The organism is Pseudoalteromonas ulvae UL12 (assembly GCF_014925405.1).
GTDB lineage: Bacteria > Pseudomonadota > Gammaproteobacteria > Enterobacterales > Alteromonadaceae > Pseudoalteromonas > Pseudoalteromonas ulvae.
Map to the genome: position 1 here is coordinate 186,853 of NZ_AQHJ01000029.1, position 21,985 is coordinate 208,837.

The window sequence follows — 21,985 nt, forward strand, 5'->3', positions numbered from 1 at the left end:
ACATCGCATTGCTTTGGTCACTTAAAAGAGAAGCCTTGCTTTTAAGTGACTTTAACTGTCATAAATATTAAATAAAAATGTCATGAAAAAAAGATACTCTCGGCGCGACTAGCTAGCCAGATGGAGCCTTTGCAATGCGTGTGTCCTCTTTTACTCGATTACTTGCGGTACTGTTGCTCGGTGCCAGTATTATTTTGGCCGCCACTTTGTATTGGGCGACACAGGTGCAGCAATCCCTCACGGCACAAACTCAGGCTTACAATACTGTTAAACATGCATTGGTGGTGAAGTTATCACGGAAAATTGAAGATTACCTCGCATCAGGCGACAGCCAAGAGTTAGCTCAAGCACAAACCTTGATCAGCCAAATTGAAGCTGAGCAATTATCGAGTTTACCAAGTGCCTTACAGCAGCAACTCCTAGCCAAATTTAGTACCTTACAACAAGGTGTTGAAACCAAATATCGTGCATTAGGTAAGTTATCGGGGAACGAGAACGCCTTAATTGATAATGCTATCAGGCAGATGTCCGGCAGTGCGACTTCGTTGACTAATTACGCACAAAAAGCCCCGACAGATAAACAAACATTAGCTAAAAAGTACTCTGTATTGGCGGCTGATTATGCGGCTCAGACTCTCAATTTGGCCATGTATAGCCATGCCTTAAGTCAGCTGTATTCATTAGATGGTGAAAATAACGTCAAGCAAGTGGTGCAGTCACTACAAGCATTGGCTAAAAAAATTCAAAACTTACCTACACTTGAGCTCTATTTAGAATCAGACGATGACGACAGTCTCTTCATTGATGATGAAAAAGAAGAATTATCTGATGAAATTAAAGCGGAGCTAAGCAGCTGGCCAAACCGTTTTATGCGTGATTTAAGCAGTACCGTTGAGCAGGCGAAAGAGCGTTTAATTGGAATTGACGCCCTACGCCAAGAAATTGCAGGGCTTGCTGAAACGGTACTTGAAGCAGAAAAATCGCTTTTAAAAGAGCAACAAGCAGCGCAACAGCAAGTTTTACTCATTTTCACTGCAAATATCAGTGGCTTATTCATTTTGGCTATTGCGGTATATTTCACCCAGCGCCAACAAGTGTTGAATCCATTACGCAACTTACGAAACGCGTTTAAAAATCTACTCGAAACGAATGAACTCAAGGCGCTCGATAACCATCGCGCAGACACTGAAACCGGTGAAATTACTGAGTACTTTAATCAGTTAATCGAGCAGCAACGAGTGCAAATGACTGAGCGTGAACAAATGCTCGGTTTGATCAATGAATTTATGCAAGACATGAGCGAAAACCTTAATAACATCAATGGGCATTCTCATCATACTTTCGACCAAGTCGAGCGTAATGAATGTTTGTTAGTGGATATTAAGCAAATGGCAGAGCAGCTCAATCAGGTGAATGCTCAGGTTGAAGATAATGCCCAAAATACCTTCAATGCCATGGATCATAGTCTTGGGTATGCGCAATCAATGCTCACTGCAAGCTCTTCTACTCACGATAAAGTCCGCCAAGGCATGGAAAGTTTAAATGAGTTACTTAAAGGTGTGTCGGATGTTCATAATGTGGTTGATGTCATTCAATCTATCGCTGAGCAGACAAACTTACTCGCGTTGAATGCGGCCATTGAGTCAGCGCGTGCTGGTGAGCATGGGCGCGGTTTTTCTGTGGTCGCTGATGAAGTACGCAAACTTGCGCAGCAAACACAAAGTTCATTGGCAGATATAAAAAGCCAGCTTGATTTGCTCACCGAGAGCTCAAAGCAAGTATCAACGCAAATTAACGCCTTATCTGAAGACTCTCAAAGCCAAACCAGTAATGCAGAACAATTGAAATTGAACTCAGAACAAGTGGCGCGCAATGCGCAGTCTGCCAGCCAAGTCGCGAAAGATGCCAGCCAAGTGGCCGCTAATCAGCATCATTTATTAGAAAACTTCTCAAGTGCGATGGGACAAATGAAAAATCAGGTCACGCAAGCAAATGAGTTGGTCGATCAGGTGCAACAGAGTTTACAGCAACAAATGCAAACAGTGCGACTAAGCCTAGGGCTTAAATAATCCCAGTCACTGGCTGGCTTTTCGTGCGCCGATGAGTTACAAGTAATGGGTTGTACTTAACAAATTAAATTAAGGAACTCATATGATTACAGTAGGACAGGCTCTCCCAACTCATGTATTTAATGTCTTAACCGCCGACGGAATGAGTAACCCAACCACAGCAGATTTATTTGCAGGTAAAAAAGTGGTGTTATTTGCCCTACCAGGGGCGTTTACCCCAACGTGTTCAGCTGCGCACCTACCAGGTTATGTGGTATTGGCTGATGAACTAAAGGCTAAAGGGGTGGATAGCATTATTTGTTTATCAGTGAACGATGCATTTGTGATGAAAGCATGGGGTGAAAGCAAAAATGCAGAACAACTGATTATGCTTGCAGATGGCGACGCCAGTTTTAGTAAGGCGCTTGGTCTTGAACAAGAAACAGGCGCATTTGGTGGCACACGTGCGCTGCGTTACGCAATGATTGTTGAAGATGCTGTTGTAAGCTACCTCGCAGTTGAGCAAGGCAAAGAGTTTGAGGTATCTAAAGCGGAACACATTCTCGCGCAACTTTAAATGCGAACTTGGTTCGTAATGCGAATTACAATCAAATAAAATCAGCAAAAAATATTATAAATCAAGTTAATAGAGCAATCTGTTAACTTGATTTTTTGTGTGAAATCACCAACAATGCCCCCTCATTTTTTAGAGGAGAATCTCCATGCTAGCACCTGCTATGGTCGAAAAGTTAAACGAGCAAATTAACCTTGAGTTTTATTCTTCCAATTTATATCTGCAAATGAGTGCATGGTGTGAAGATAAAGGGTTTGAAGGCGCAGCAGAGTTACTTCGTAAACATGCCCGTGAAGAAATGGATCATATGAATCGTTTATTCACATATGTAAGTGAAACCGGCGCATTGCCAATTTTAGGCACAATTGAAGCGCCACCACATGAATTTGCCAGCTTAGGTGATATTTTTAAAGCAACATACGAACACGAGTGTTTAATTACCCGCGAAATCAATGAGCTGACTCATACAGCGTTCACAACCCATGATTACTCGACGTTCAACTTTTTACAATGGTATGTGGCTGAACAACACGAAGAAGAGAAACTATTTAAAGGCATCATCGATAAAATTGACCTAGTCGGTGAAGATGGTAAAGCTTTATTCTGGATAGACAAAGACTTAGCGCAACTAGCTAAATCAGGTTCAACTTCTATTATGGATCCCACTGCGTAATGCGGTAAAATCATTCCATTAGAAAAAAGGATGCAGATGCATCCTTTTTTTATCGGCTAGACTTAGCGACACAGTGAAAAGGTTTTTACAATGCAAGAATTTGATGTAGTCATTATTGGCGCGGGTGCCGCGGGGCTAATGGCTGCTGCTACAGCGGGTTATCGCGGACGATCAGTCGCGGTGCTGGATATGGGCAAAAAGCCAGGCCGAAAAATTCTGATCAGTGGCGGTGGGCGATGTAATTTTACCAACGAATATGCCAGCCCCGATAATTACCTGTGTCAAAACCCACATTTTGTGAAATCGTGTTTAAGTCGCTATACCCAACATGACTTTATTGAGTTGGTGGACAGACACGGCTTGGCTTATCACCATAAAACCTTAGGCCAACTGTTTTGCGATAATAGCGCACAAGACATAGTTGATATTTTACTGACCGAATGCGAATGGGCGGGTGTACAAGTAATGCTGCGTTCAGAAGTCTTCGCCGTGAGCAAAACAGATGCCGGTTACCAAATCAGCACATCGGCAGGCAGCTATCAGTGCCAATCGCTCGTGGTCGCATCAGGCGGTTTAACCATGCCAAAATTAGGCGCATCTCCCATAGGTTATAAAATTGCAGAGCAATTTGGTTTAAAGGTGCTACCAACATGCGCGGCGTTAGTGCCGTTCACATTGCATGATCATGATAAACAACGCTTTGATGGCTTATCAGGTGTGAGCGTTGATTGCCTGGTTAGTAGCGAAGATGGCACGCAATTTCGTGAAAATATCTTGTTTACTCATCGCGGTTTATCGGGCCCTGCGATTTTACAAATCTCCTCGTTTTGGCAAGCAGGGCAAGCCATTACAATTAACTTACTGCCCGAGCTTAACTTAGCTGAGCACATTCATACGCTTCGTGAGCAACAAGGGCAAAAATCATTAAAAAACACCCTGAGCGTGTTACTCCCTAAGCGTTTAATTGAGATTATGATTGCCCAAAATGACATTCCAGATAAAGCATTGAACCAGCTTACTCACGGCGAAATTGACTCACTGGCCAACTATATTCATCAGTGGCAAATTAAACCTAATGGCACTGAAGGGTATCGCACCGCTGAAGTGACATTGGGAGGGGTTGATACCGATGAGTTATCGAGCAAAACATTTGAAGCCAAAAAAGCCCCCGGATTATTTTTTATCGGCGAAGTCATCGACGTAACTGGTTGGTTGGGCGGTTATAACTTCCAGTTTGCATGGAGCTCTGGCGTCGCCTGTGGTGGCGCGGCTTAATCTATAAGCTTGTCAGTTAGTTGCGCGCTGACTCTGCGCCATCTATCTGGGTTTGTACTGCGTTTTACAATGACTGCGTAGGATATCTGGGGAGCGTAACTTTAAATGTTTAGTGACGCGGCCATTGTGGCGTTTTCGCCACGTTTTGAATGAGCCAGCGCTCATTTCTTTACGCATGAAATTGACTAACTGACTGTGGTTCAAGCCATATAATTGCTCAATGGCTTCGAACGGGGTTCTATCTTCCCATGCCATTTCGATGATGCGAGAGGTGTCGAGCGCGTTGAAGGTTTGTTTACTCATAATCATTTGTAAAAGATAACGTTGCCACTTAATACGAATAAGCAAAATAACTCAGATCATTTTTAATTTCTGTTTAGTGGTGAGCATTTTAAAGTGGAAAGAGTTTGTCATTACGGCAAGGGTTGAAGAACCATTTGAAGATTGAAAGGCGTGTGTTTGAAAAATATCTGGGATGATTGCTGGATGCCATAGCGATAATTTTTGAATTCACAGTATAATAGGGTATCAAATTCAATTTCACCGACTGAACTTAATGCTAGGTGTGATTGAATACATCATTTGTAGCTAGGAAAACCATGAAAAAGACCTTTGTATTATCTCATCCAAAAATCAAGTTAGAGCGTTTGGTCGATTCTTATAAATTTGAAGCCAAAAAATACATCAAGCGTGAGCGCAATAAACAGTTACCTGAAGGCGCAGATTTTTGGGATTTTGATTGTCGCTTTGGTCAAACTGAAGAAGTCGCAGAAGACATCCGTTTGTCGGCGATCAATAAATGCATTGATCAGATTGTCAGTGATAAGCATGAATCGTTTTATTTAGAAATTTTAGCCAAACCTGGTTTCAAAAATATCGATTTTGGTGATGACGAATAAGCCCGATTTTTAAAATCGAACAAAAAGCCACTTAATACAGCATTAAGTGGCTTTTTTGTATCTGTGCATTATTTGAACAGTATTGTTTGAATAAGTCTTTACGTAATCTATCGGATTTTGCTCAAACCTGATAGTCGAATATGAGCCAAAAGCGAACATTGATGATTAGTGATGTCTGAAGTCAAGATTTGACCCTTTTTGTTTCTTTTTGTTTTGCCCATTATAGTGGTTTTTCCATGAGTATTTATGGCTATCTCATATTTTGTTCATTGTGAACCCGCATGATGAATGGTGTGGTAGTTGAAGGTTAGAGACCTTCAGCTACCCAATTACATGCATTTTGCACAAATCCATGTTTTCTTGTTTTTTGAAACGCGTTGGATTTTATTTGAGTTAATTAAATTATTTAATGCTCGAGTAAAATCAGACTTTGGTTGCTTAAGCTTTTTCCTCACCGTTTCAGTTTTATTTTCAGATTTAAAGTGGTTAAAAATTTGTTGCTCAAGAGTTGGAGTCGGTTTATTTTGCTCAATAGTATGTTGAGCTTTTGGTTTTTCTTTTGGCTCTAAAGGTATAGTATATTGAACTTTATGGAGTTTACATTGAAAAGAAAAAGCCGTTACCAAAGAGTTATCTTGAGAATATAAAACAAATTGACAAGCTGTTCGATGTTGCTCTGTTATAGAAGCAATAATACCTACCAAATTACCAATAATATAAAAGTCAGCTTGATTAGAGCCTGTAGGATAACTTGAATTTAAAAGAAATAACTTTCTTTCACAAAGGCTTTTTATTGCATCATTCTTTGAGAAAACCAGAACCTTATCCGCAATCGACGCGTTTATTGTTTCAACTTCCTTTAGACCAATATTTTCTGCATCTACAAAAATGAACCTCAAAATTTACTCCTTATATTTTGAGCATAATATATGTCAGTGCTGATATTTTTAATATCTATTTATCAGAAAACCACATGAACATATGTTAACGAACAAAAAGAACACACTATTTATTTTGTATTTTTTACAAGATAAAAACAGCTCATGCTTGCAAAGTGGGTCGTGTCCATATATGTCTTGTTTATTTCTGCAAAGCCTATAAATTTTCAAACTTCACTGAGCATCTCTAAAAATGTACTTTCAAGATCTCTCTCAATTTGGGATAGCAAACGAGTCGGTTCCATATCAAGCTGAGCTTTTGGTTTAGTTTTACCAGAGCTTTGCTGAGTATAAACATAAAAACGATCGTATTCTTTTCGCATCTGGTCAACATCATGCTCAATCACATTTATAAGCTTCATTTTCTTTAAACTACTTAACTTTCCTCTAAGTACGTCTATTTTATTCACAAACTCAAGCCGATCAGGTTCTGAAAACACCCATTCTTGATCGTTTCTGCCCGAGTCATACTCATCATAATATTTAAATTTATGCTTGAGCCAGATTTCTCTTATTTCGATACAAAGAGACTTTATCTCTTCATGTTTTTCTCTAAAGATCTTGAGCCTTTCTGGTTTAAGCCAATGCTTAGTACCTTTTACAGCGCATAAAGCAATTACGATATTTGCGAATGCGATCACCAAATCCGTAAGACTACCTGTTATATCTGTAACTTTTACCTCTTTGCCTGTCATTGAGTAGGTCATTAATACAAGCAGGAATACAATAGCCAAACTGGCGCAAACAAAAGCAATTAGCTCTAATAACATCTCTAATATTGTTTTTCGTTCCATGATGAACCTTATGAGCTAAGAATTAGCGGCAAAATACATGACAGCCATAAATATCTCATTGATTTTAAATAATTTGCATTGAAAATCAATACAGAATCGGTATCAAAATTGGTGATGGGTTGAATAACTTCTGTTTAGAACTCATGGATTGTACAAATCACAAACAAACCATATCGCGACGTAAAGTCGCTGCTACACAAAAACCGAAATTCACACCAATGCCCCCCCGTGATCACGCCCGAAAAATAACCAATTGATGAGTCATGCATTTCATGGATGAAATGCAAGGTGAAGCTTGGCCATGGATGGCTTATCTTCACCGCTGACGTTCATATCAATTGATTATTTGCATGATAAAGCGTGATGTCGGTGGCGCTGGGTGAGTCCAGAGAGGGGTCAGCGCCAGCCCCTCTTTGGCTGCCGTCGCCAGCGCGACAACAATGCTAATTTAAAAAGCAGATATTTATGGCTGTCTCATATTTTCCTCAAATCGGATATGAGCCAAAAGCGAACATTAATGATTAGTGATGTCTGAAGTCAAGTTAAAAGAATTTACCATTTGCTAGCACCATCAGTTGCGACACAAAATCCTTGCTACACATATAGCTTACAAATAACACCGATGCCAATCCCCCCGTGATCACGCCCGAAAAATAAACAATTGATGAGTCATGCATTTCATGGATGAAATGCAAGGTGAAGCTTGGCCATGGATGGCCTATCTTCACCGTTGACGTTCACATCAATTGATTATTTGCAGGATGAAGCGTGATGTCGGTGGCGCTGGGTGAGTCCAGAGAGGGGTCAGCGCCAGCCCCTCTTTGGCTGCTGTCGCCAGCGCGACAACAATGCTAATTTAAAAATCAGGTTTGTGAAGATTAAAGCGCGTGTTGATTTAACAACAATCAATGCTCTGCTATTACTGTCGGGCTAAATCCCGACCTACAATTTACACATCAAACAAGTCGCGACGTAAAGTCGCTGCTACACAAGCGAATAACCATAAAATACATGACAGCCATAAAAAACCGAAATTCACACCGATGCCAATCCCCCGTGATCACGCCCTGAAAATAACCCATTGATGAGTCATGCATTTCATGGATGAAATGCAAGGTGAAGCTTGGCCATGGATGGCTTATCTTCACCGTTGACGTTCACATCAATTGATTATTTGCAGGATAAAGCGTGATGTCGGTGGCGCTGGGTGAGTCCAGAGAGGGGGCAGCGCCAGCCCCTCTTTGGCTGTCGTCGCCAGCGCGACAACAATGCTAATTTGCAAAGCAATTATTAAAACTAGGCACATTGGTGAATTTGAAAACGAGGAAAACGTTTAAGTCGTTGTCGAGCTAAAGCACGACCTACGATTGGCAAGCTCGGCCAGTAGCGACCGACGCCATCCTCTCTTTGGCTGCCGTCGCCAGCGCGACAACAACGCTAATTTGCAAAGCAATTATTAAAACTAGGCACATTGGTGAATTTGAAAACGAGGAAAACGTTTAAGTCGTTGTCGATCTAAAGCACGACCTACGATTGGCAAGCTCGGCCAGTAGCGACCGACGCCATCCCCTCTTTGGCTGCCGTCGCCAGCGCGACAACAATGCTAATTTGTTAAAGATGCAAACCAATTTGTCAAAGCGGTCAGCTCAGATATGAACTATCACAGGTTATTACTACAGATTATTAACCAATATATATTTCGAGTTCGTCTGCAGTTGCCGACAGGCTTGGCAGTGATTGTGGCAGCAAGCCGTTATCATTTAAGGCGCTTTTTAAAATAGCTTTGTTATACGCGCCAATTTTTTCATCGTTCAAATATTCATTGATATCCATCCAGCGTGCATCGGCGATTTCACTCGCTTGCAACACTATCTCGTGATTGAGTGGTGTGAGAAGGCACACAATATAAATATTCGAGGTGTTAAATTGCCCTTTGTGGTAGTGGCGACAACCTAGCAAGCGCTTGAATTGAGTCTGTATCCCGGTTTCTTCAAATACTTCGCGTATTACGCCTGCGTGAATGTGCTCTTTTGGATCAAGCATGCCTCCGGGGAATTTCCAATTGTGCGGGTGGGTATGAATATGATCTTGCTCTCGGATGGTCAGTAATTGTTGTTTGTCATTGATGACAAGTCCGCCGACCCCAATTGTATGTGTGGCAAAATGGGGGATCAGCGCATGTTCGATCAAGGCTTTAGTGAAGGTAAAGCCATGTTGGTGACTGTGGTGGTTATCAAATCCGGCCGCAAGCACCTGGGGGATTAAATGTGCTTGAGGTAATAAAATCGTCAACCATACTGCTGCGTGTCCAGCGTTTTGCCAATGTGCAAGGGATAACTGCAGTTGCTGTTTAAATTCTTCGGGTGAGTTGGGTAATGCGTGGCCATCGATGACTATGCCGTTATAAGGGTTGATGCTTGCTTGTAAATAAGTCATATAAATTCCGACGACCTTGAGTATGGCTGTAAAATACAGGCCTTTTATTTTTATATCAACAACCCCTAGATAACCTTGTAATAAAAGTGAATTCAATTAAGGGGGTTAAATATGAAAGGGATTTTGCTAGGCAAATACAACGCAATTTCGTCCTTGCTCTTTGGCTTGGTACAGTGCTGTATCGGCTTGAACAATCAGTTGATTTAAGTCCTTATCAGCGTCAGGAGTCAATGTGGCAACGCCCACTGTGATGGTGACTACTGAACCTGATGGAGAGTTTCGATGTGGGATTTGTAATGCCTCGACATTGTGTCTACATCGCTCAGCAATGAGGTTAACATGGTTTGATAACGGTAAGATAATAGCGAACTCTTCGCCACCATAGCGGGCAACAAAGTCATACTCACGAGTCACAGATTGATTGAGTGCTTGCGCAACTTCTTTTAGGCATGCATCGCCTCTTACGTGGCCATATGTATCGTTAAAGACTTTAAAGTGATCGATATCGATCATCAGAAGAGTTAATGGCGTTTTTTCTCGACGAGCACGAGACCATTCATTCAATATGACTTCGTCAAAATGGCGCCTGTTTGCAATATTGGTGAGGCTATCGGTTCTGCTAATGGCCTCTAAATGCAATTTTGATTGCTCAAGTAGCTTATTTTTTATGACTAATACATAACTAAACGTCATGATTAATACCACAAACAGCAAACTAACCACGCAGGCAATATAAGGCATAGGTGACATTGTTTGCTCAAAATAGGCCTCACTGGGAGTGGCAATCAATGTCCATTGACGGCCATGGATAGGTTTAAGGGCTTTGGAAAAGTACGAGTCTGTTTCTGCTTGAATGGTCGAAGAGGTGGTGTGTACAAAAAGCAGCGTGTCTTGTGATTCAGTGCTATCAAAGATCTGAATATCATAGTAACTAGCGTTAGAACGATCAAAAACCTCGGTTAGCAAATCTTCAAATAAATAAGCGCCAATGATCAGTCCTTTAGTAAATTGTCGGCGCTGCTCTGTAGTGATAGGTTTGTTTTGATACACAGGCAAAAAGACCAAAAAACCAGCTTTTTCAGCACTAAATTGTATCAAGTTTATCAGCTCAGTTGCCTTGGCTTGGTTAGTATCGATAGCAGAATGAATGGCCTTAGCCCGTTTGGGTTCTGAGAGCAGGTCAAAACCAAATATCAACTCGTTTTGTGATTGAGGCTGGTAATAGACAACCGGAAAATGGACTGGGCGACGTTTTGCAGGCAGCATCAACCCTTGGCTGTGCTGTTGGGTTATTTCAAAGTGCGGGTATAGTTTACGTTTTTCAGCAGTAAAAGTGCTGCGATCATCTTGCTGTATTTTTGGCGCCCATTCTAAGGCGAGGATATCTGGGTGACGAGCTAAAATAGCTAGAGTGAAATGGTTGAATTCGACTTCGGATACAAATTCTGAATTATTAAAAAAACTTTTAATAGCGTACAGCACCTCTAGCTTGACCGATATTTCACGTTCGATACTGGCTGCTTTTTCGTTCATTTCATTTTTGAACTGAAGGTTTAGTGCATTAATTTCATATTGATAGGCCGCAAGTCCCATCAAAATAGAAAAACCCGCACCGAGTATGGCAACCATGATTAAGGTGATATTTTTGGAATCATTGATCAAGGTGGCTCTCCAGTTGGCTTAAATCATTGTTGTCTATCGCATCATAAGAATAGTTTGATAAACCTAGAGGTGCATTTAAAAACCTGAACTTTAGGAGCTTATCTAGGGTTAAATCGCTTGATAAACTTGTTTAGCTGTTAGGCCGTAATATGCGCCAATCAAACCTATCCGCTCTATCTGATCATCTAAAATAAGTACTTGTTGCTGTAAGTGCTTCGCGACTTGTTTAAGCGTGTCTGTAAGGTTGTGCCGATTTGCCGGATTAAATGTTTGCTCAGCTTCCATCAGTGCCAATAACGCGTTGAATTCATGAGGCGCTAAAGGTGAAAACTGTTTGTTAATACGTAAATACACTTCGATGGGGGTGAGGTTTTTACAGTCGCGCTGGCACAGTGCTTGTGCTAAGTGTTCATTGGATTCAAAGAGCAATAATGAACGCAGGTAATTAAAGGGAGGGGTGTCGCCTGCGAGTAAGTAGTGAACGACATTTCTTTTCAATTCATTGGTTTTACTAAAATGACTGTCACATTGTAAGGCTGGGGTAAAAAAGCTTAAGGCATCAGCGGTGTTAATTTGTTGAATGATAAGCTCAGGCAGGCCATTACTCTGGATTAATTTAGTGGCGATATGTTGATAAAATTCAAACACGCTGAGTGACTTCAAACTTTGTTGATAAACAAACGCTAAAATATCAATTTGTTGGTGTACGTCACAGCGTTGGTAATGAGTTAATAACCCGCTGAAATCTTTGTTTGTTAAATATTGAATGAGGGAGGTGATGTGCGCTTTCATAGTTCGCTTATTTAGTGTTTATTGGTATTCATATATTGTTTGATTACATAATTTTCGGCCTGAGTGATCATACTTTTAAGTTCGCCAGAAGCGCTCAGCTCGTGTATTTTTTCATCCAATAATGATACCAAGGGCAGATTTTTTTTATGTAAGTAATGGTACAGAGGAAGTGTTGCGAGTGGCTTTTCCATGGCTTTAATGTTGGTAAATGGGTAACTTTGTATGATCACGTTGCCATCAAGCGTGTTTGTCAGGGCAACGTCAATACGGTCTTGTTCTAATAATTCAAACATTAATTGTGTGCTGTGAACATCATAAATATCAGTGAGGCCTTCGGTGATATTATTGGTATGTTTGACTCCTCGCACTCGGCCAATGCGCAGTGATGCCAAATCACTGACAGAGTTAACTTTAATAAGACTGTCTGAACGAACAAACGCCATGGTTTCTAAATAATAATAAGGAGTAGGGACCCGCACTGTATCTGGGTTTTCTTCCCCATAACTCCAGATCCTCATAATTTCGCCATCAAATTCACCACTGTTAACGACATACTGTGCACGATTGCCGGGCAGAGGGCTGATGTCGACAGTGATGCCTAACGTTAAATAAATTTGCGGAAGAACCAGCCGCCCAACTTCTTGCTCGAATAGGTACTCAATAGAAGCAAATTGATAATGGTGCTTTATTGGCGCGTCATTCGCATTGCTGCTGATACTGCAAAATAGCATGACGACTGTACACAAACGAATAATAGAAATAATGCTTATCTCGAAGTTTGAAAGTCCTAATTATAGTTAACGGGTGATGGGATAAGCCAGTGTTGTTTGTCAGAAAACCAAAGCAAAGTAATAAATACTTGCTTTGGTTTTAGATTGGCGCTCTTTAATTATCGAGGGTTGATCATTAAAGGCGTGAGTGTGATGGTTGCATTACTGCTGGCACCTCGGTGACCTTGATATTGCCGACCTTCGAATAACGTATAAAAAACATCAACGTAATCATCATCATTGGTGAACCAACCGTCAGGCATTGCTTTGAGTAGTTCGTTGGTTAACTGTGGAATAATCGCATAACCTTGAACTTGAGGATCAGGAATCGTACGCATTATTTGCACTACAATATCCAGTAATTTTGAAGCCAGTGTTTTGTAATTTGTATTGTCATCTTGCTCCATTAGCAGTAAATCAACAGCCTGCCAACGGTAGCGTTGCCAATGGATGATCACTTGGTTGGGATGGTAGTCTGTTCCGTCATAGTCTAAATAAGGTAAATCAATCACATCTAGTATCGGTTGATCACGGCTCGGATCGATACCGGTGACAATGCCATATACTTCTGCTTTACCTGAAATCCAAGGCTCTTGATCGTTGTTTAAGCGAATTTTATTTAAGACACTCGTTGATAAGGGCTCAGCATCGCCTTGTGGGGTCATCTGTAGCTGTTCAGTTTGACTATGATTGGCTGCAAAGATATTTTTCATCACTGCAAGGCCGGCTTGCTGAGTTTTGTGCTGATCTAGCTCAATAATAAACGTCGGCTGAGTAGGGAGCTCATTCACATCGAGTGTATGAATTTGGCCAAATTGATCAAACGCTTCAATGTGTGTCCAATGCTTGTCATTCCCTTGTGGTGCAAATGCAAACAGAGGGGCTTGCCCTTGCTGCCATTCAACCAGCATATCGCTGTGCGCTAAACGTAATTGCAATAAATCACCTGTTTGACTGGGTAAGCCTTTTAAGTGATGCAATGCTTGATTGGCTTGTGAGAGCTCAAGCGGAATATTGGCACTTAAAGTGTGTAATGCTTGGGGATTAAATACCAAGTTATATTGGCTAAGTTGCTGTTTCAGAGCGGGGGCAATCATAGTGTAATTGGCCGCTATTTTTTGTGCCAAAGTACGTTTAATCGCGCTGACATTCTCATATTGTGCTTGTTCGGTCAGCTGTGTTAGTTGCAATTGAGTCATTTCAGTTGCATGTAGCGGTGAAAAAGCACTTGCACAACTGGCAAGGGCCATAAGGGTGAGCAGTTTTGTTGTTTTTGTTGTCATCATGAATCCTATTGATAAGCAATTTGTACCTATATAGAAAACATCAATTAGAGTAATTATTCAAGTTAAGATTAAAAAAACAGCATTTTTTATTAGTTTTTACAGCAGTCTCGTATTGAGACTGCTGGTAAGCGTGTATTTAAATGGATTCTTCAGTCGAATAAGACGGTGACACTTTGCGGCCTCTTTTTCGTTCAGCGAGCAATAAATAGGCGGCTGGGACAAAATAAAATGACAGCAAGGTTGTGAGTACAGTACCACCTGCAATGGCTACAGCAAAAGGAGGCCAAAATCCGCCGCCCGCTAAAATCAAAGGTAAAAACCCACCCACAGTGGTAATTGTGGTTGAGCTGATATGACGAGAGCATGTCATGACCGCCGCGACAATTTTTGTTTTATCAGTTGAGGCATTGCTCGCATCAAGCTCAGATAAAATGACAATAGCCGCATTAATCGCCAAACCCATTAACCCCAGCAATCCAATAATCACCGTAAAACCAAAAGGGTAACCGCCGATAAAAACACTCAAGAGTCCAAGCATCACAGCTTGCAGGGCATTGATTAAAATAAGGCCTGTTGTTGTAAATGAGTTAAAAGAAATCACCAATACAGTGATGAGCAACACCACAATAATACCGACTTGGCCTAGCAGTTTGCTGACAGCCTCATTGCGCTTTTGTGATTCACCGCCAATTTCCAAGCGATAACCATGAGGAAGCACAAAGTCCGATGCTGCAAGTGTGGCACTAACATCGTTGAGTACCGTTTGAGGCAGCACGCCAGTAATTAAGTACGCCTCAATAACATTCACTCGCTCACCATCACGTCGTGCAATTGAACCGCGAGATGGGCGTAATTCGGCATTGGCAAAAGACTCAATAAGCAAAGGTTGAGCAGCTGATATTTGAGTCGCATAGAGTGCATTCATATCATCCCGTGCACTATCGGCTACGCGCACACGCACAGGGACGGTTTCAGTATTATCAATAATGCTGCCAACTACCGTGCCATTGAATTGCTGTTGTAACTGGGTTGCCATATCCGTTAACCGTAACCCTGCATGATTAAGGGCTGCTTCATCTGTTTGCAACCATAGCTTAGGTGAGCCGGATAATAAGGTTGGACGAGTATGCGTGATGGCCTGATGGGCAATCAGCTGAGTACGGAGTTGCTGACCAAGCTCACTGAGGGTGTCGAGGTTCGGGCCATAGATACGCAGCTCAATGGGGGCATTAAAAGGCGGGCCTTGCTCGAGTTTACGCACTAATGTTTGTGCATTAGGAAAGGACTTGTCAAGATCTTGTTGTAGTTGGGTTATCAATTGATTGGCGCGTTTAAAATCTGTGACTTTCACCAATGCTTGGGCGTAATTATTCGCGCCTCGGTTGCGTTGCAGCATATTGTAATAAAAACTTGGAAAGTTAGTGCCTATCATCCAATCTAGTTTTTCAATACCAGGGTATTGGCGAATATGTTGATCCATCTTGGTCACCGCTTGTTGGGTGGCGGCAATGCTGTACTGCGGAGCAAAATGCACTTCGATATGAAACATATCGCGATCAGAAGGCGGGAAAAATTGCTCGGTGAGTTTACCTGCGCCAATAAACCCAGCCACAGGTAAAATAAACACAATGCAAATAGTGAGCAAAGGCCGTTTCAGGCTGAGTTCAAGCGTTGCCGAAAATCGTCGACTGAGAGCTGGTAAATGGATGCCATTATAAAAAAGACCACTGCGCGCATCATTTTTAATAAATTGACCTGCAAATACAGCAACCAAACTGTGAGAAATTAAATACGAACCGATTAAAGCAAAAATAACACTTAGCGCAATCCCACCGACAAACTCTCCAGACGGTCCCGGCATTAAGACTATCGGGGCAAATGCCAAAATGGTGGTTAGCGTTGAACCTAGTAAGGGGAGCCAAAAATGTTGGACTGCTTTTTGTACCGCAGCGAAGGCTGTTTCACCTTGCTGGCGCAAACGTTGGACTGCGTCGGTGATCACAATTGCGTTATCTACCATGATACCTAAAGCAACCACGAGTCCAGTGACTGACATTTGATGAATGGGCAACCCATACATGTGCATGCTGACTAAAGTAAATAACACGGTCAGAGGCAGCGCTGTGCCAACAATGAGTGCCGCTTTAAAACCTAACGTAACCAGTAATACCGCTAATATCAGCACAAACCCAAGCGCAATGTTACCGAGCAAATCACCAAGCCGCTCATCGGTGTAACCTCGTTGATCAAAAATAGTTTGCAGTGCAATCTGATCGGGTAAATCAGACTCAAATTGAGAAATCACGGTGTTGATGGTGTCAGAAAACTTATCAATACGCAGTTTTGGCAGCATTCTGATCGCAAGGTAAATACCAGGTTGGCCATCAATGAGTGCAATTTCTTTGACGGGTGTTGCCATGGTGCGCTCAATCTTGGCTAGATCCGCCAGTTGGTACTGACTGGCATCTTGTTCAGAGCTAAGAACAATTGCACCGATACGGGCAACAGAATCAAATGCACCCGATACTTCAATTTGCATTTGTGAATGCTGGTTGGTTAAGGTGCCGGCAGCTACTTTGGCATCTGCTCCCGCAATAGCAGCTTGAATTTGTGTTAAAGAAATTCCTGCTTGGCTGGCTTTATCTAGATCGACAGTGACACGAATTTCCTCGTCACTGAGGCCAAAAAAATGCACCAGTTCAACCCCAGAAATATTACGTAAGCGATTTTGTAACTCTTTACCGTAGCGATTTAAAGTGGCTGTCGGTGTGCTTTCATTTGGGCTGCTCAATGCGATGATTCGGGTATAGGCGTAGCCGCGTTCTTCATCTAAAAATGGCGCAGAGGCGTTACTGGGTAATTGAGGGCGCACATCTGAAAGTAAATCTCGCATCCGTGACCAAATCGGTGCAGCTTGTGTGACTTCATCTTTTAATTCTATGGTGATGACCGACAAACCCGGGCGAGAAATAGACGAAATATGTTTGACGGCCGCTTGTGATTTCAATCGTTGTTCAATCTTTTCGCTGACTTGTACTTCGACCCGCTCAGCACTTGCGCCAGGTAAAGCGGTGCTCACAATGGCGTGACGATTGGTGATTCTAGGATCTTCACTGCGCGGTAAGCTGCTGATAGCAGCCAACCCGCTGACGACCAATAATGCAATAAGTAGCGCTTGAAAGCGCCCATGTTGAAATAAGTAACGGATCATCACAGCACCTTAGTCGGTTGTAGTTCAACCACATTCACTGAGATATTTGCGGATAGCTTATGCATGCCATTGGCCACAATTTGCTCGCCATTTTCTAAGGGAGCGTTGATAAAAGCATACCCATTTTCAACATAATAAAGCTGCACTATGATTGGCTTGAGGATATTGTCTTTAATTTGATAAATCTGCCAAGTCCCACGTACACCATCTGCTAGTGCATCAATCGGCACCCAAAATCCATCTTGCTGGTGGTGTTGTTTGAGGGTTAATTTAGCTATTTGACCTGCAAAGACAGGGAGTGATTCAGGTAACGCAAAGCGCATGGTTAATGTTTGTGTCCGAGGGTTGACACTGGCGCCTTTACTTAACGCTTGACCGTTGACAGTTTGTCCTGCGATCGTAATCGGCATCGAGTCTGTGACCGCAGACTGAAGAGCTTGCGGGATCCCAATACTCACTTGACTATGTTGGTCTTCAATTAAGCGCACAATAGGCGTACCAGCAGCCACGTTTTCACCATGAGATACAAAGCGTTGACCTAACATGCCATTAAAAGGTGCAATGAGTAGGGCTTTTTTGATGCGTAAATCAACTTCACTGAGATTGGCAAGCAGGCCAGCAAGCTCTGCTTCGATGACCGCAATATTGGTTTTGACCTGATCTAATTGCGCTGCGGCAGAATAATTTTGTTTATCGAGTTTGCTTAGGCGGTTTTTTTCAAGCTCGGCCTGAGCAAGTTGTGCCAGTGCTTTTTGTTTGTGAGCTGCGAGTTTTTGTTGTTCGATTTCAAGAAACTCAGTGTTTTGTCGTGCAATCACATCCCCTTGGCGAACCGATTGGCCTTGATCTAAGAGGATTTGATCAATTTTACCCGCAAACTCAAAGCTTAAGTTGGCATCATGTTGCTTAATAACTTGCCCGGTGAGTTGTCTGGTTTGAAAGTAATGAGTGTCTTTTTGTACTGTGTAAGCTGCGACATGGACAAGGGTATCGGCTTGATTACAAAAAGGGAGAATTAACAACGTGAAACTAAGGAGATGCTTGAACATTGGGGTATCCATCTTGTTTTGCAATTTAAGTCTATTGGTCAACTCAAGCAAGGTTAAGGTTGTTTTTATGGTGTAAAACAGTGTTTAATTTGCGCTGTTGACAAAGTGTAAGCTAAAACTAGACTCTCAAGTCTAGTTTTAGTGAATATAAATCAATCAAACTAGACTGTCTAGTTTGATTTGGGGTGATGATGGAAATAACTACTTTGAGCCGTTCAGAGCAAAAGCGGCAACAAATTATTGTGGCAGCTACGACGTTGTTTATGGAAAAAGGATTTATTCATACCAGCATGGATCAAGTGGCGAAATTAGCTGGGGTGTCAAAGCAAACGGTTTACAGTCACTTTCAAGATAAAAATAACTTATTTGTTGAAACGATTACCGCGCATTGCTCATCTTCAAATCTGCGTAAAGAAATGTATCGCAGTGAGCAAACAGTGTCGCAAAATTTACTGCGGATAGTAACCAGTTTTGTTGGGCTGGTATTTTCGCCCGAAGCGCTGCGGGTGTTTGATATCTGCGTTGTTCATAAAGAAGATTATCCCGAGTTGGGAGCGCTTTTTTTTGAAGCGGCCCCGCGTATTGTACTCGAGCAAATAGAAGCTTGTCTGGCTGAGTTAGATGAAAAAAAATTGCTGCGTGTTGATAATCCGCAATTTGCTACGTTTCAGTTGCTAGGTATGGTGCAAGGGGACTGGAAAATGCGCCATGCACTGGGTGTTGTAAAAGCCAATGATGTGCCGACGCAAGCGTATTTAGAAGATTGTGTAGACCGATTTATCAAAGCGTATAGCGAATAAACACAACTGCAAATTAACACGCGACCTAGTGTATGAGCTACCTGTTATACTTGAGGTCAGCGCATACACCAGCCGACTTGATAAATAATCAGCTTAATAGAGTGTTTTGAATAACGACAGGGCAATGAGGAACATGACGATTGCCACTAATATATCAATAATTTGGCGTATTTTAGGCTGACTTAACCAAGGAGAGAGTTTGGCAGCTGCCGCAGCTAAACTATAAAACCAAATAATTGATGCCAACATAGTGCCAAATGCAAAGGCTATTTTTTCTGTACCATCAAATTGCCCACCGACACTGCCTAAAATAACCACGGTATCGAGATAAACATGCGGATTAAGCAGTGTCACTGCAAGGGTGGTGCTGATCACAAGAAAGCGAGTTTGAGTGAGCGAGCCTTGATTGTTTGCTTGTGAGTGTTGGTAATTATTTTGCCAAGCACTGCGACATGATAACCCCCCATAAACCAATAAAAAAACAATCCCAGCCCACGTTATCAATGTTAATAAAACTGGAGATGTGGCTAACAGCGCCGCCCCGCCAAATACACCGATGCCAATCAGCATTACATCACAAAGCATGCAAATGGTTGCTGCACTAAAATGATGGTTTCTCATCAAACCTTGGCGAAGAATATGTGAGTTCTGCGCTCCCAAAGGCAAGATCATGCTTGCGCCGAGAAAAAGCCCCTGAAAAAGAGGGATGAATAAAGAAGTGGTCAACATAGTGTGCTCCAGATAGATGGCAGAGCAATGTATCTCGGCTTTCTTTATAAATAAAATTAATTATTATAATAGTTAATTAAATTTATTTATGTGGTGTATATGTTTGATTATAAATTACTGCATGCTTTGAATGTGGTTATTGCCCAACAAAGTTTTGAAAAAGCGGCGGTGGAATTATGTCTAACTCAGTCCGCAGTCTCTCAGCGAATCAAGCTACTAGAGCAAACATTGGGTCAGCCCGTGCTGATTCGTTCCCAGCCCATAGAACCGACGCCTTTAGGAATGAAGTTACTGGCCCATTACCAGCAAGTTTCGCAATTAGAACAAGCAATCATGCCGCAAATCAATGCACAAGGAGCCAGTGAGAATATTCAAGTCAACTTGGCGAGTAACGCAGATAGTTTGGCGACTTGGTTGATTAGTGCGATTGGAGAAATTAGCCATGACTATAATTTATCAGTTAATTTTTTAATTGCTGATGAAAATAGAACATTGAATTTTGTCAAAAAAGGCGAAGCATTTGCTGCGATTAGCACAGTTGAAAAGGCACTGTCAGGATGCAGCGTGGATAAATTAGGAGACATGACATATATCCTCGTAGCATCTAAGCCGTTTCAACGTCGTTATTTCTCAAATGGGATTGATTCAGACAGTTTAAAACATGCCCCCGCTGTGGCGTTTGATCAAAAAGACGATATGCATATTAACTATATAGAGCAACATTTTGGCCTCAAAGGCGGAGGGTACCCTTGTCATACGGTGCGTTCGTCTGAAGCGTTTGTCGCATTTGCGACTCAAGGATTAGCTTATTGTTTGATCCCGCAATTACAAATTCAAACAGAGCTCGCACAGGGGAAACTGATTAACTTATTACCCGACAAAACATTAACTCGAACCTTGTATTGGCATCGCTGGTCGTTACTACGAGGGGCATTCAAAGCTTTATCGCAAGTAGTGTTGAAACAAGGGCAAGCCGCACTAAACGATACATGTGTGAACAATCAACAGTGATAACGAGTTTTTATATGTGCTGCTAGGTTTTTGGCTGCTGTCTTGTTATTAAAAACACTAATAAGGAGATGAGAATGCAGTGCATGATGGTCAGGCTGAGCAGCATGACATATCCAGATTGGCGCAGTTGAGTCTCGGTTTCTTGGCGAACCGATAGTGATAACTGGGTAATTTGTTGTTCACTGAAATGAACGCTTGTTCTGAGTTGCCCTTCTGCGCCTTTGTTTTCATTACTGCCGAGTTTTACTTCAAGAGTAAACAATTGATAAATTAGGGTTTCATATTGCTCAAAAAGGCGATGTTGAGCAGGTGTCAAAATAGCAATTAACGCGGCTTTTTTATGCTCAAAATGAGTGACATTTTCTTTTGCATCAAAACGTGGCAGCAGCAACGCTTGATGAATTTCCTGACTGAGAGTGTGGAAAATAATCAAGGATAAAGGTGCGTCAGCTAATGCGTTTGAGATAAGTGCAGACTGTGCTTCGATATCCTGCATGAGGGTGTATTTTTGCTGATGAAGTTGAGCGAAATGCGCAAAAGCTACTTGGTACTCTTGTATTGAATTCAAAATAGTATTGAGCTTGGTGTAGGTGACATCAAGTTCTGCTAACTGCGCTTTTAATTGAGAAATAGTGCTTTGCATCTCCTTCACTATGGTTTGGTGTTCAGAAAGATAATGTTTTTTGTGGCGCAACATGAAGTCTTTTTCGTGACGACGAAGCAAGAGTAAAGAGTGAGTCAATGCTTCTGTATTTTTCGTGGCTGAGAGTATGGTTAACATGTGTGTGTGCTTGGCGTAAAGAGCATACATAAAGCAAGTCATGCTCAGTACGGTGACACCGAGTAGTAAATATAATGTGCGTTTTGTTGACCAAAAACTCATAATTTTAATTACTATCGCTTAGGGGGGTAAAATGTTCATGGTTGAATTGTTTTCTATTTAAAAGTGCTGTTAGTTAAATCCTTTGCGCCACATTTGTGGGGAATTTTTACTACGTTAGCGTTTTTTCATGTAGTCAGTTACACCTCAAACACGCT

General features: G+C 41.9%; 19 protein-coding genes. 7 read left to right on the forward strand and 12 right to left on the reverse strand.

Features of this window, described 5'->3' with window-relative positions; all coding sequences use genetic code 11:
* The first annotated feature begins 134 nt into the window (after window positions 1-134).
* From PULV_RS13290 to PULV_RS13305, 4 genes are all read left to right on the forward strand, one after another.
* A complete protein-coding gene (locus PULV_RS13290; protein ID WP_193331957.1) occupies window positions 135-2,069 on the forward strand; it encodes a methyl-accepting chemotaxis protein in 1,935 nt (644 codons plus the stop codon).
* An 82-nt stretch (window positions 2,070-2,151) separates the two neighbouring features.
* Window positions 2,152-2,625, forward strand: coding sequence for a peroxiredoxin (locus tag PULV_RS13295; RefSeq protein ID WP_193331958.1), 474 nt, complete (start codon window positions 2,152-2,154; stop codon window positions 2,623-2,625).
* A gap of 145 nt (window positions 2,626-2,770) precedes the next feature.
* Complete coding sequence (gene ftnA, locus PULV_RS13300) at window positions 2,771-3,295, forward strand: non-heme ferritin (protein WP_086744721.1); 525 nt, start codon at window positions 2,771-2,773, stop codon at window positions 3,293-3,295.
* A gap of 90 nt (window positions 3,296-3,385) precedes the next feature.
* Window positions 3,386-4,570, forward strand: coding sequence for a BaiN/RdsA family NAD(P)/FAD-dependent oxidoreductase (locus tag PULV_RS13305; protein WP_193331959.1), 1,185 nt, complete (start codon window positions 3,386-3,388; stop codon window positions 4,568-4,570).
* Between the two features lie 42 nt (window positions 4,571-4,612).
* Here the strand turns inward: PULV_RS13305 and PULV_RS13310 are convergent, their stop codons facing one another.
* On the reverse strand, window positions 4,613-4,873 hold the full coding sequence (locus PULV_RS13310; protein WP_193331960.1) for a TIGR03643 family protein: 261 nt from the start codon (window positions 4,871-4,873) through the stop codon (window positions 4,613-4,615).
* Window positions 4,874-5,169: 296 nt separating this feature from the next.
* On the opposite strand from PULV_RS13310, the gene PULV_RS13315 reads away from it, so the two are divergent.
* On the forward strand, window positions 5,170-5,469 hold the full coding sequence (locus PULV_RS13315; RefSeq protein ID WP_193331961.1) for a DUF6172 family protein: 300 nt from the start codon (window positions 5,170-5,172) through the stop codon (window positions 5,467-5,469).
* A 329-nt stretch (window positions 5,470-5,798) separates the two neighbouring features.
* Here the strand turns inward: PULV_RS13315 and PULV_RS13320 are convergent, their stop codons facing one another.
* From PULV_RS13320 to PULV_RS13360, 9 genes are all read right to left on the reverse strand, one after another.
* Window positions 5,799-6,368: a hypothetical protein gene (locus PULV_RS13320; RefSeq protein ID WP_193331962.1), complete on the reverse strand. Its 570-nt coding sequence runs from the start codon at window positions 6,366-6,368 to the stop codon at window positions 5,799-5,801.
* 206 nt (window positions 6,369-6,574) lie between these two features.
* Window positions 6,575-7,201 carry a hypothetical protein gene (locus tag PULV_RS13325; protein WP_193331963.1) on the reverse strand — a complete coding sequence of 209 codons (627 nt, stop codon included), beginning with the start codon at window positions 7,199-7,201 and terminating at the stop codon, window positions 6,575-6,577.
* A gap of 1,683 nt (window positions 7,202-8,884) precedes the next feature.
* A complete protein-coding gene (locus PULV_RS13330) occupies window positions 8,885-9,637 on the reverse strand; it encodes an NUDIX hydrolase (RefSeq protein WP_193331964.1) in 753 nt (250 codons plus the stop codon).
* Between the two features lie 126 nt (window positions 9,638-9,763).
* Window positions 9,764-11,299, reverse strand: a complete 1,536-nt coding sequence (locus PULV_RS13335; protein ID WP_193331965.1) for a CHASE domain-containing protein — start codon at window positions 11,297-11,299, stop codon at window positions 9,764-9,766.
* A gap of 108 nt (window positions 11,300-11,407) precedes the next feature.
* Complete coding sequence (locus tag PULV_RS13340; protein ID WP_193331966.1) at window positions 11,408-12,091, reverse strand: hypothetical protein; 684 nt, start codon at window positions 12,089-12,091, stop codon at window positions 11,408-11,410.
* 11 nt (window positions 12,092-12,102) lie between these two features.
* The gene (locus PULV_RS13345; RefSeq protein ID WP_193331967.1) at window positions 12,103-12,822 is read right to left on the reverse strand and encodes a substrate-binding periplasmic protein; all 720 of its coding nucleotides are present in this window, start codon (window positions 12,820-12,822) and stop codon (window positions 12,103-12,105) included.
* Between the two features lie 158 nt (window positions 12,823-12,980).
* Window positions 12,981-14,144 (reverse strand): DUF3103 family protein, encoded by a 1,164-nt coding sequence (locus PULV_RS13350; protein ID WP_193331968.1) that lies wholly within the window; start codon window positions 14,142-14,144, stop codon window positions 12,981-12,983.
* 139 nt (window positions 14,145-14,283) lie between these two features.
* Window positions 14,284-17,358 carry an efflux RND transporter permease subunit gene (locus PULV_RS13355; RefSeq protein ID WP_193331969.1) on the reverse strand — a complete coding sequence of 1,025 codons (3,075 nt, stop codon included), beginning with the start codon at window positions 17,356-17,358 and terminating at the stop codon, window positions 14,284-14,286.
* Window positions 17,358-18,407 carry an efflux RND transporter periplasmic adaptor subunit gene (locus tag PULV_RS13360; protein WP_193331970.1) on the reverse strand — a complete coding sequence of 350 codons (1,050 nt, stop codon included), beginning with the start codon at window positions 18,405-18,407 and terminating at the stop codon, window positions 17,358-17,360. Before PULV_RS13360 ends, PULV_RS13355 begins: the two co-directional genes overlap by 1 nt.
* Window positions 18,408-18,598: 191 nt before the next feature.
* Here PULV_RS13360 and PULV_RS13365 point away from each other — a divergent pair, with 191 nt between their 5' ends.
* Window positions 18,599-19,207: a TetR/AcrR family transcriptional regulator gene (locus PULV_RS13365; protein WP_193331971.1), complete on the forward strand. Its 609-nt coding sequence runs from the start codon at window positions 18,599-18,601 to the stop codon at window positions 19,205-19,207.
* A gap of 93 nt (window positions 19,208-19,300) precedes the next feature.
* Here PULV_RS13365 and PULV_RS13370 read toward each other — a convergent pair whose 3' ends face one another.
* Window positions 19,301-19,936 carry a LysE/ArgO family amino acid transporter gene (locus tag PULV_RS13370; protein WP_193331972.1) on the reverse strand — a complete coding sequence of 212 codons (636 nt, stop codon included), beginning with the start codon at window positions 19,934-19,936 and terminating at the stop codon, window positions 19,301-19,303.
* A 99-nt stretch (window positions 19,937-20,035) separates the two neighbouring features.
* On the opposite strand from PULV_RS13370, the gene PULV_RS13375 reads away from it, so the two are divergent.
* Window positions 20,036-20,947: a LysR family transcriptional regulator ArgP gene (locus tag PULV_RS13375; RefSeq protein WP_217895807.1), complete on the forward strand. Its 912-nt coding sequence runs from the start codon at window positions 20,036-20,038 to the stop codon at window positions 20,945-20,947.
* 22 nt (window positions 20,948-20,969) lie between these two features.
* On the opposite strand, the gene PULV_RS13380 is transcribed toward PULV_RS13375, so the two are convergent.
* A complete protein-coding gene (locus PULV_RS13380; protein ID WP_193331973.1) occupies window positions 20,970-21,830 on the reverse strand; it encodes a hypothetical protein in 861 nt (286 codons plus the stop codon).
* Window positions 21,831-21,985 lie beyond the last annotated feature (155 nt).

Bases quoted from the DNA above. Each gene is read 5' to 3' on its own strand.
- PULV_RS13290 (WP_193331957.1), top strand. From the start codon at position 135: ATGCGTGTGTCCTCTTTTACTCGATTACTTGCGGTACTGTTGCTCGGT.
- PULV_RS13295 (WP_193331958.1), top strand. From the start codon at position 2,152: ATGATTACAGTAGGACAGGCTCTCCCAACTCATGTATTTAATGTCTTA.
- ftnA (WP_086744721.1), top strand. From the start codon at position 2,771: ATGCTAGCACCTGCTATGGTCGAAAAGTTAAACGAGCAAATTAACCTT.
- PULV_RS13305 (WP_193331959.1), top strand. From the start codon at position 3,386: ATGCAAGAATTTGATGTAGTCATTATTGGCGCGGGTGCCGCGGGGCTA.
- PULV_RS13310 (WP_193331960.1), bottom strand. From the start codon at position 4,873: ATGAGTAAACAAACCTTCAACGCGCTCGACACCTCTCGCATCATCGAA.
- PULV_RS13315 (WP_193331961.1), top strand. From the start codon at position 5,170: ATGAAAAAGACCTTTGTATTATCTCATCCAAAAATCAAGTTAGAGCGT.
- PULV_RS13325 (WP_193331963.1), bottom strand. From the start codon at position 7,201: ATGGAACGAAAAACAATATTAGAGATGTTATTAGAGCTAATTGCTTTT.
- PULV_RS13330 (WP_193331964.1), bottom strand. From the start codon at position 9,637: ATGACTTATTTACAAGCAAGCATCAACCCTTATAACGGCATAGTCATC.
- PULV_RS13340 (WP_193331966.1), bottom strand. From the start codon at position 12,091: ATGAAAGCGCACATCACCTCCCTCATTCAATATTTAACAAACAAAGAT.
- PULV_RS13345 (WP_193331967.1), bottom strand. From the start codon at position 12,822: ATGCTATTTTGCAGTATCAGCAGCAATGCGAATGACGCGCCAATAAAG.
- PULV_RS13350 (WP_193331968.1), bottom strand. From the start codon at position 14,144: ATGACAACAAAAACAACAAAACTGCTCACCCTTATGGCCCTTGCCAGT.
- PULV_RS13355 (WP_193331969.1), bottom strand. From the start codon at position 17,358: ATGATCCGTTACTTATTTCAACATGGGCGCTTTCAAGCGCTACTTATT.
- PULV_RS13360 (WP_193331970.1), bottom strand. From the start codon at position 18,407: ATGTTCAAGCATCTCCTTAGTTTCACGTTGTTAATTCTCCCTTTTTGT.
- PULV_RS13365 (WP_193331971.1), top strand. From the start codon at position 18,599: ATGGAAATAACTACTTTGAGCCGTTCAGAGCAAAAGCGGCAACAAATT.
- PULV_RS13370 (WP_193331972.1), bottom strand. From the start codon at position 19,936: ATGTTGACCACTTCTTTATTCATCCCTCTTTTTCAGGGGCTTTTTCTC.
- PULV_RS13375 (WP_217895807.1), top strand. From the start codon at position 20,036: ATGTTTGATTATAAATTACTGCATGCTTTGAATGTGGTTATTGCCCAA.
- PULV_RS13380 (WP_193331973.1), bottom strand. From the start codon at position 21,830: ATGAGTTTTTGGTCAACAAAACGCACATTATATTTACTACTCGGTGTC.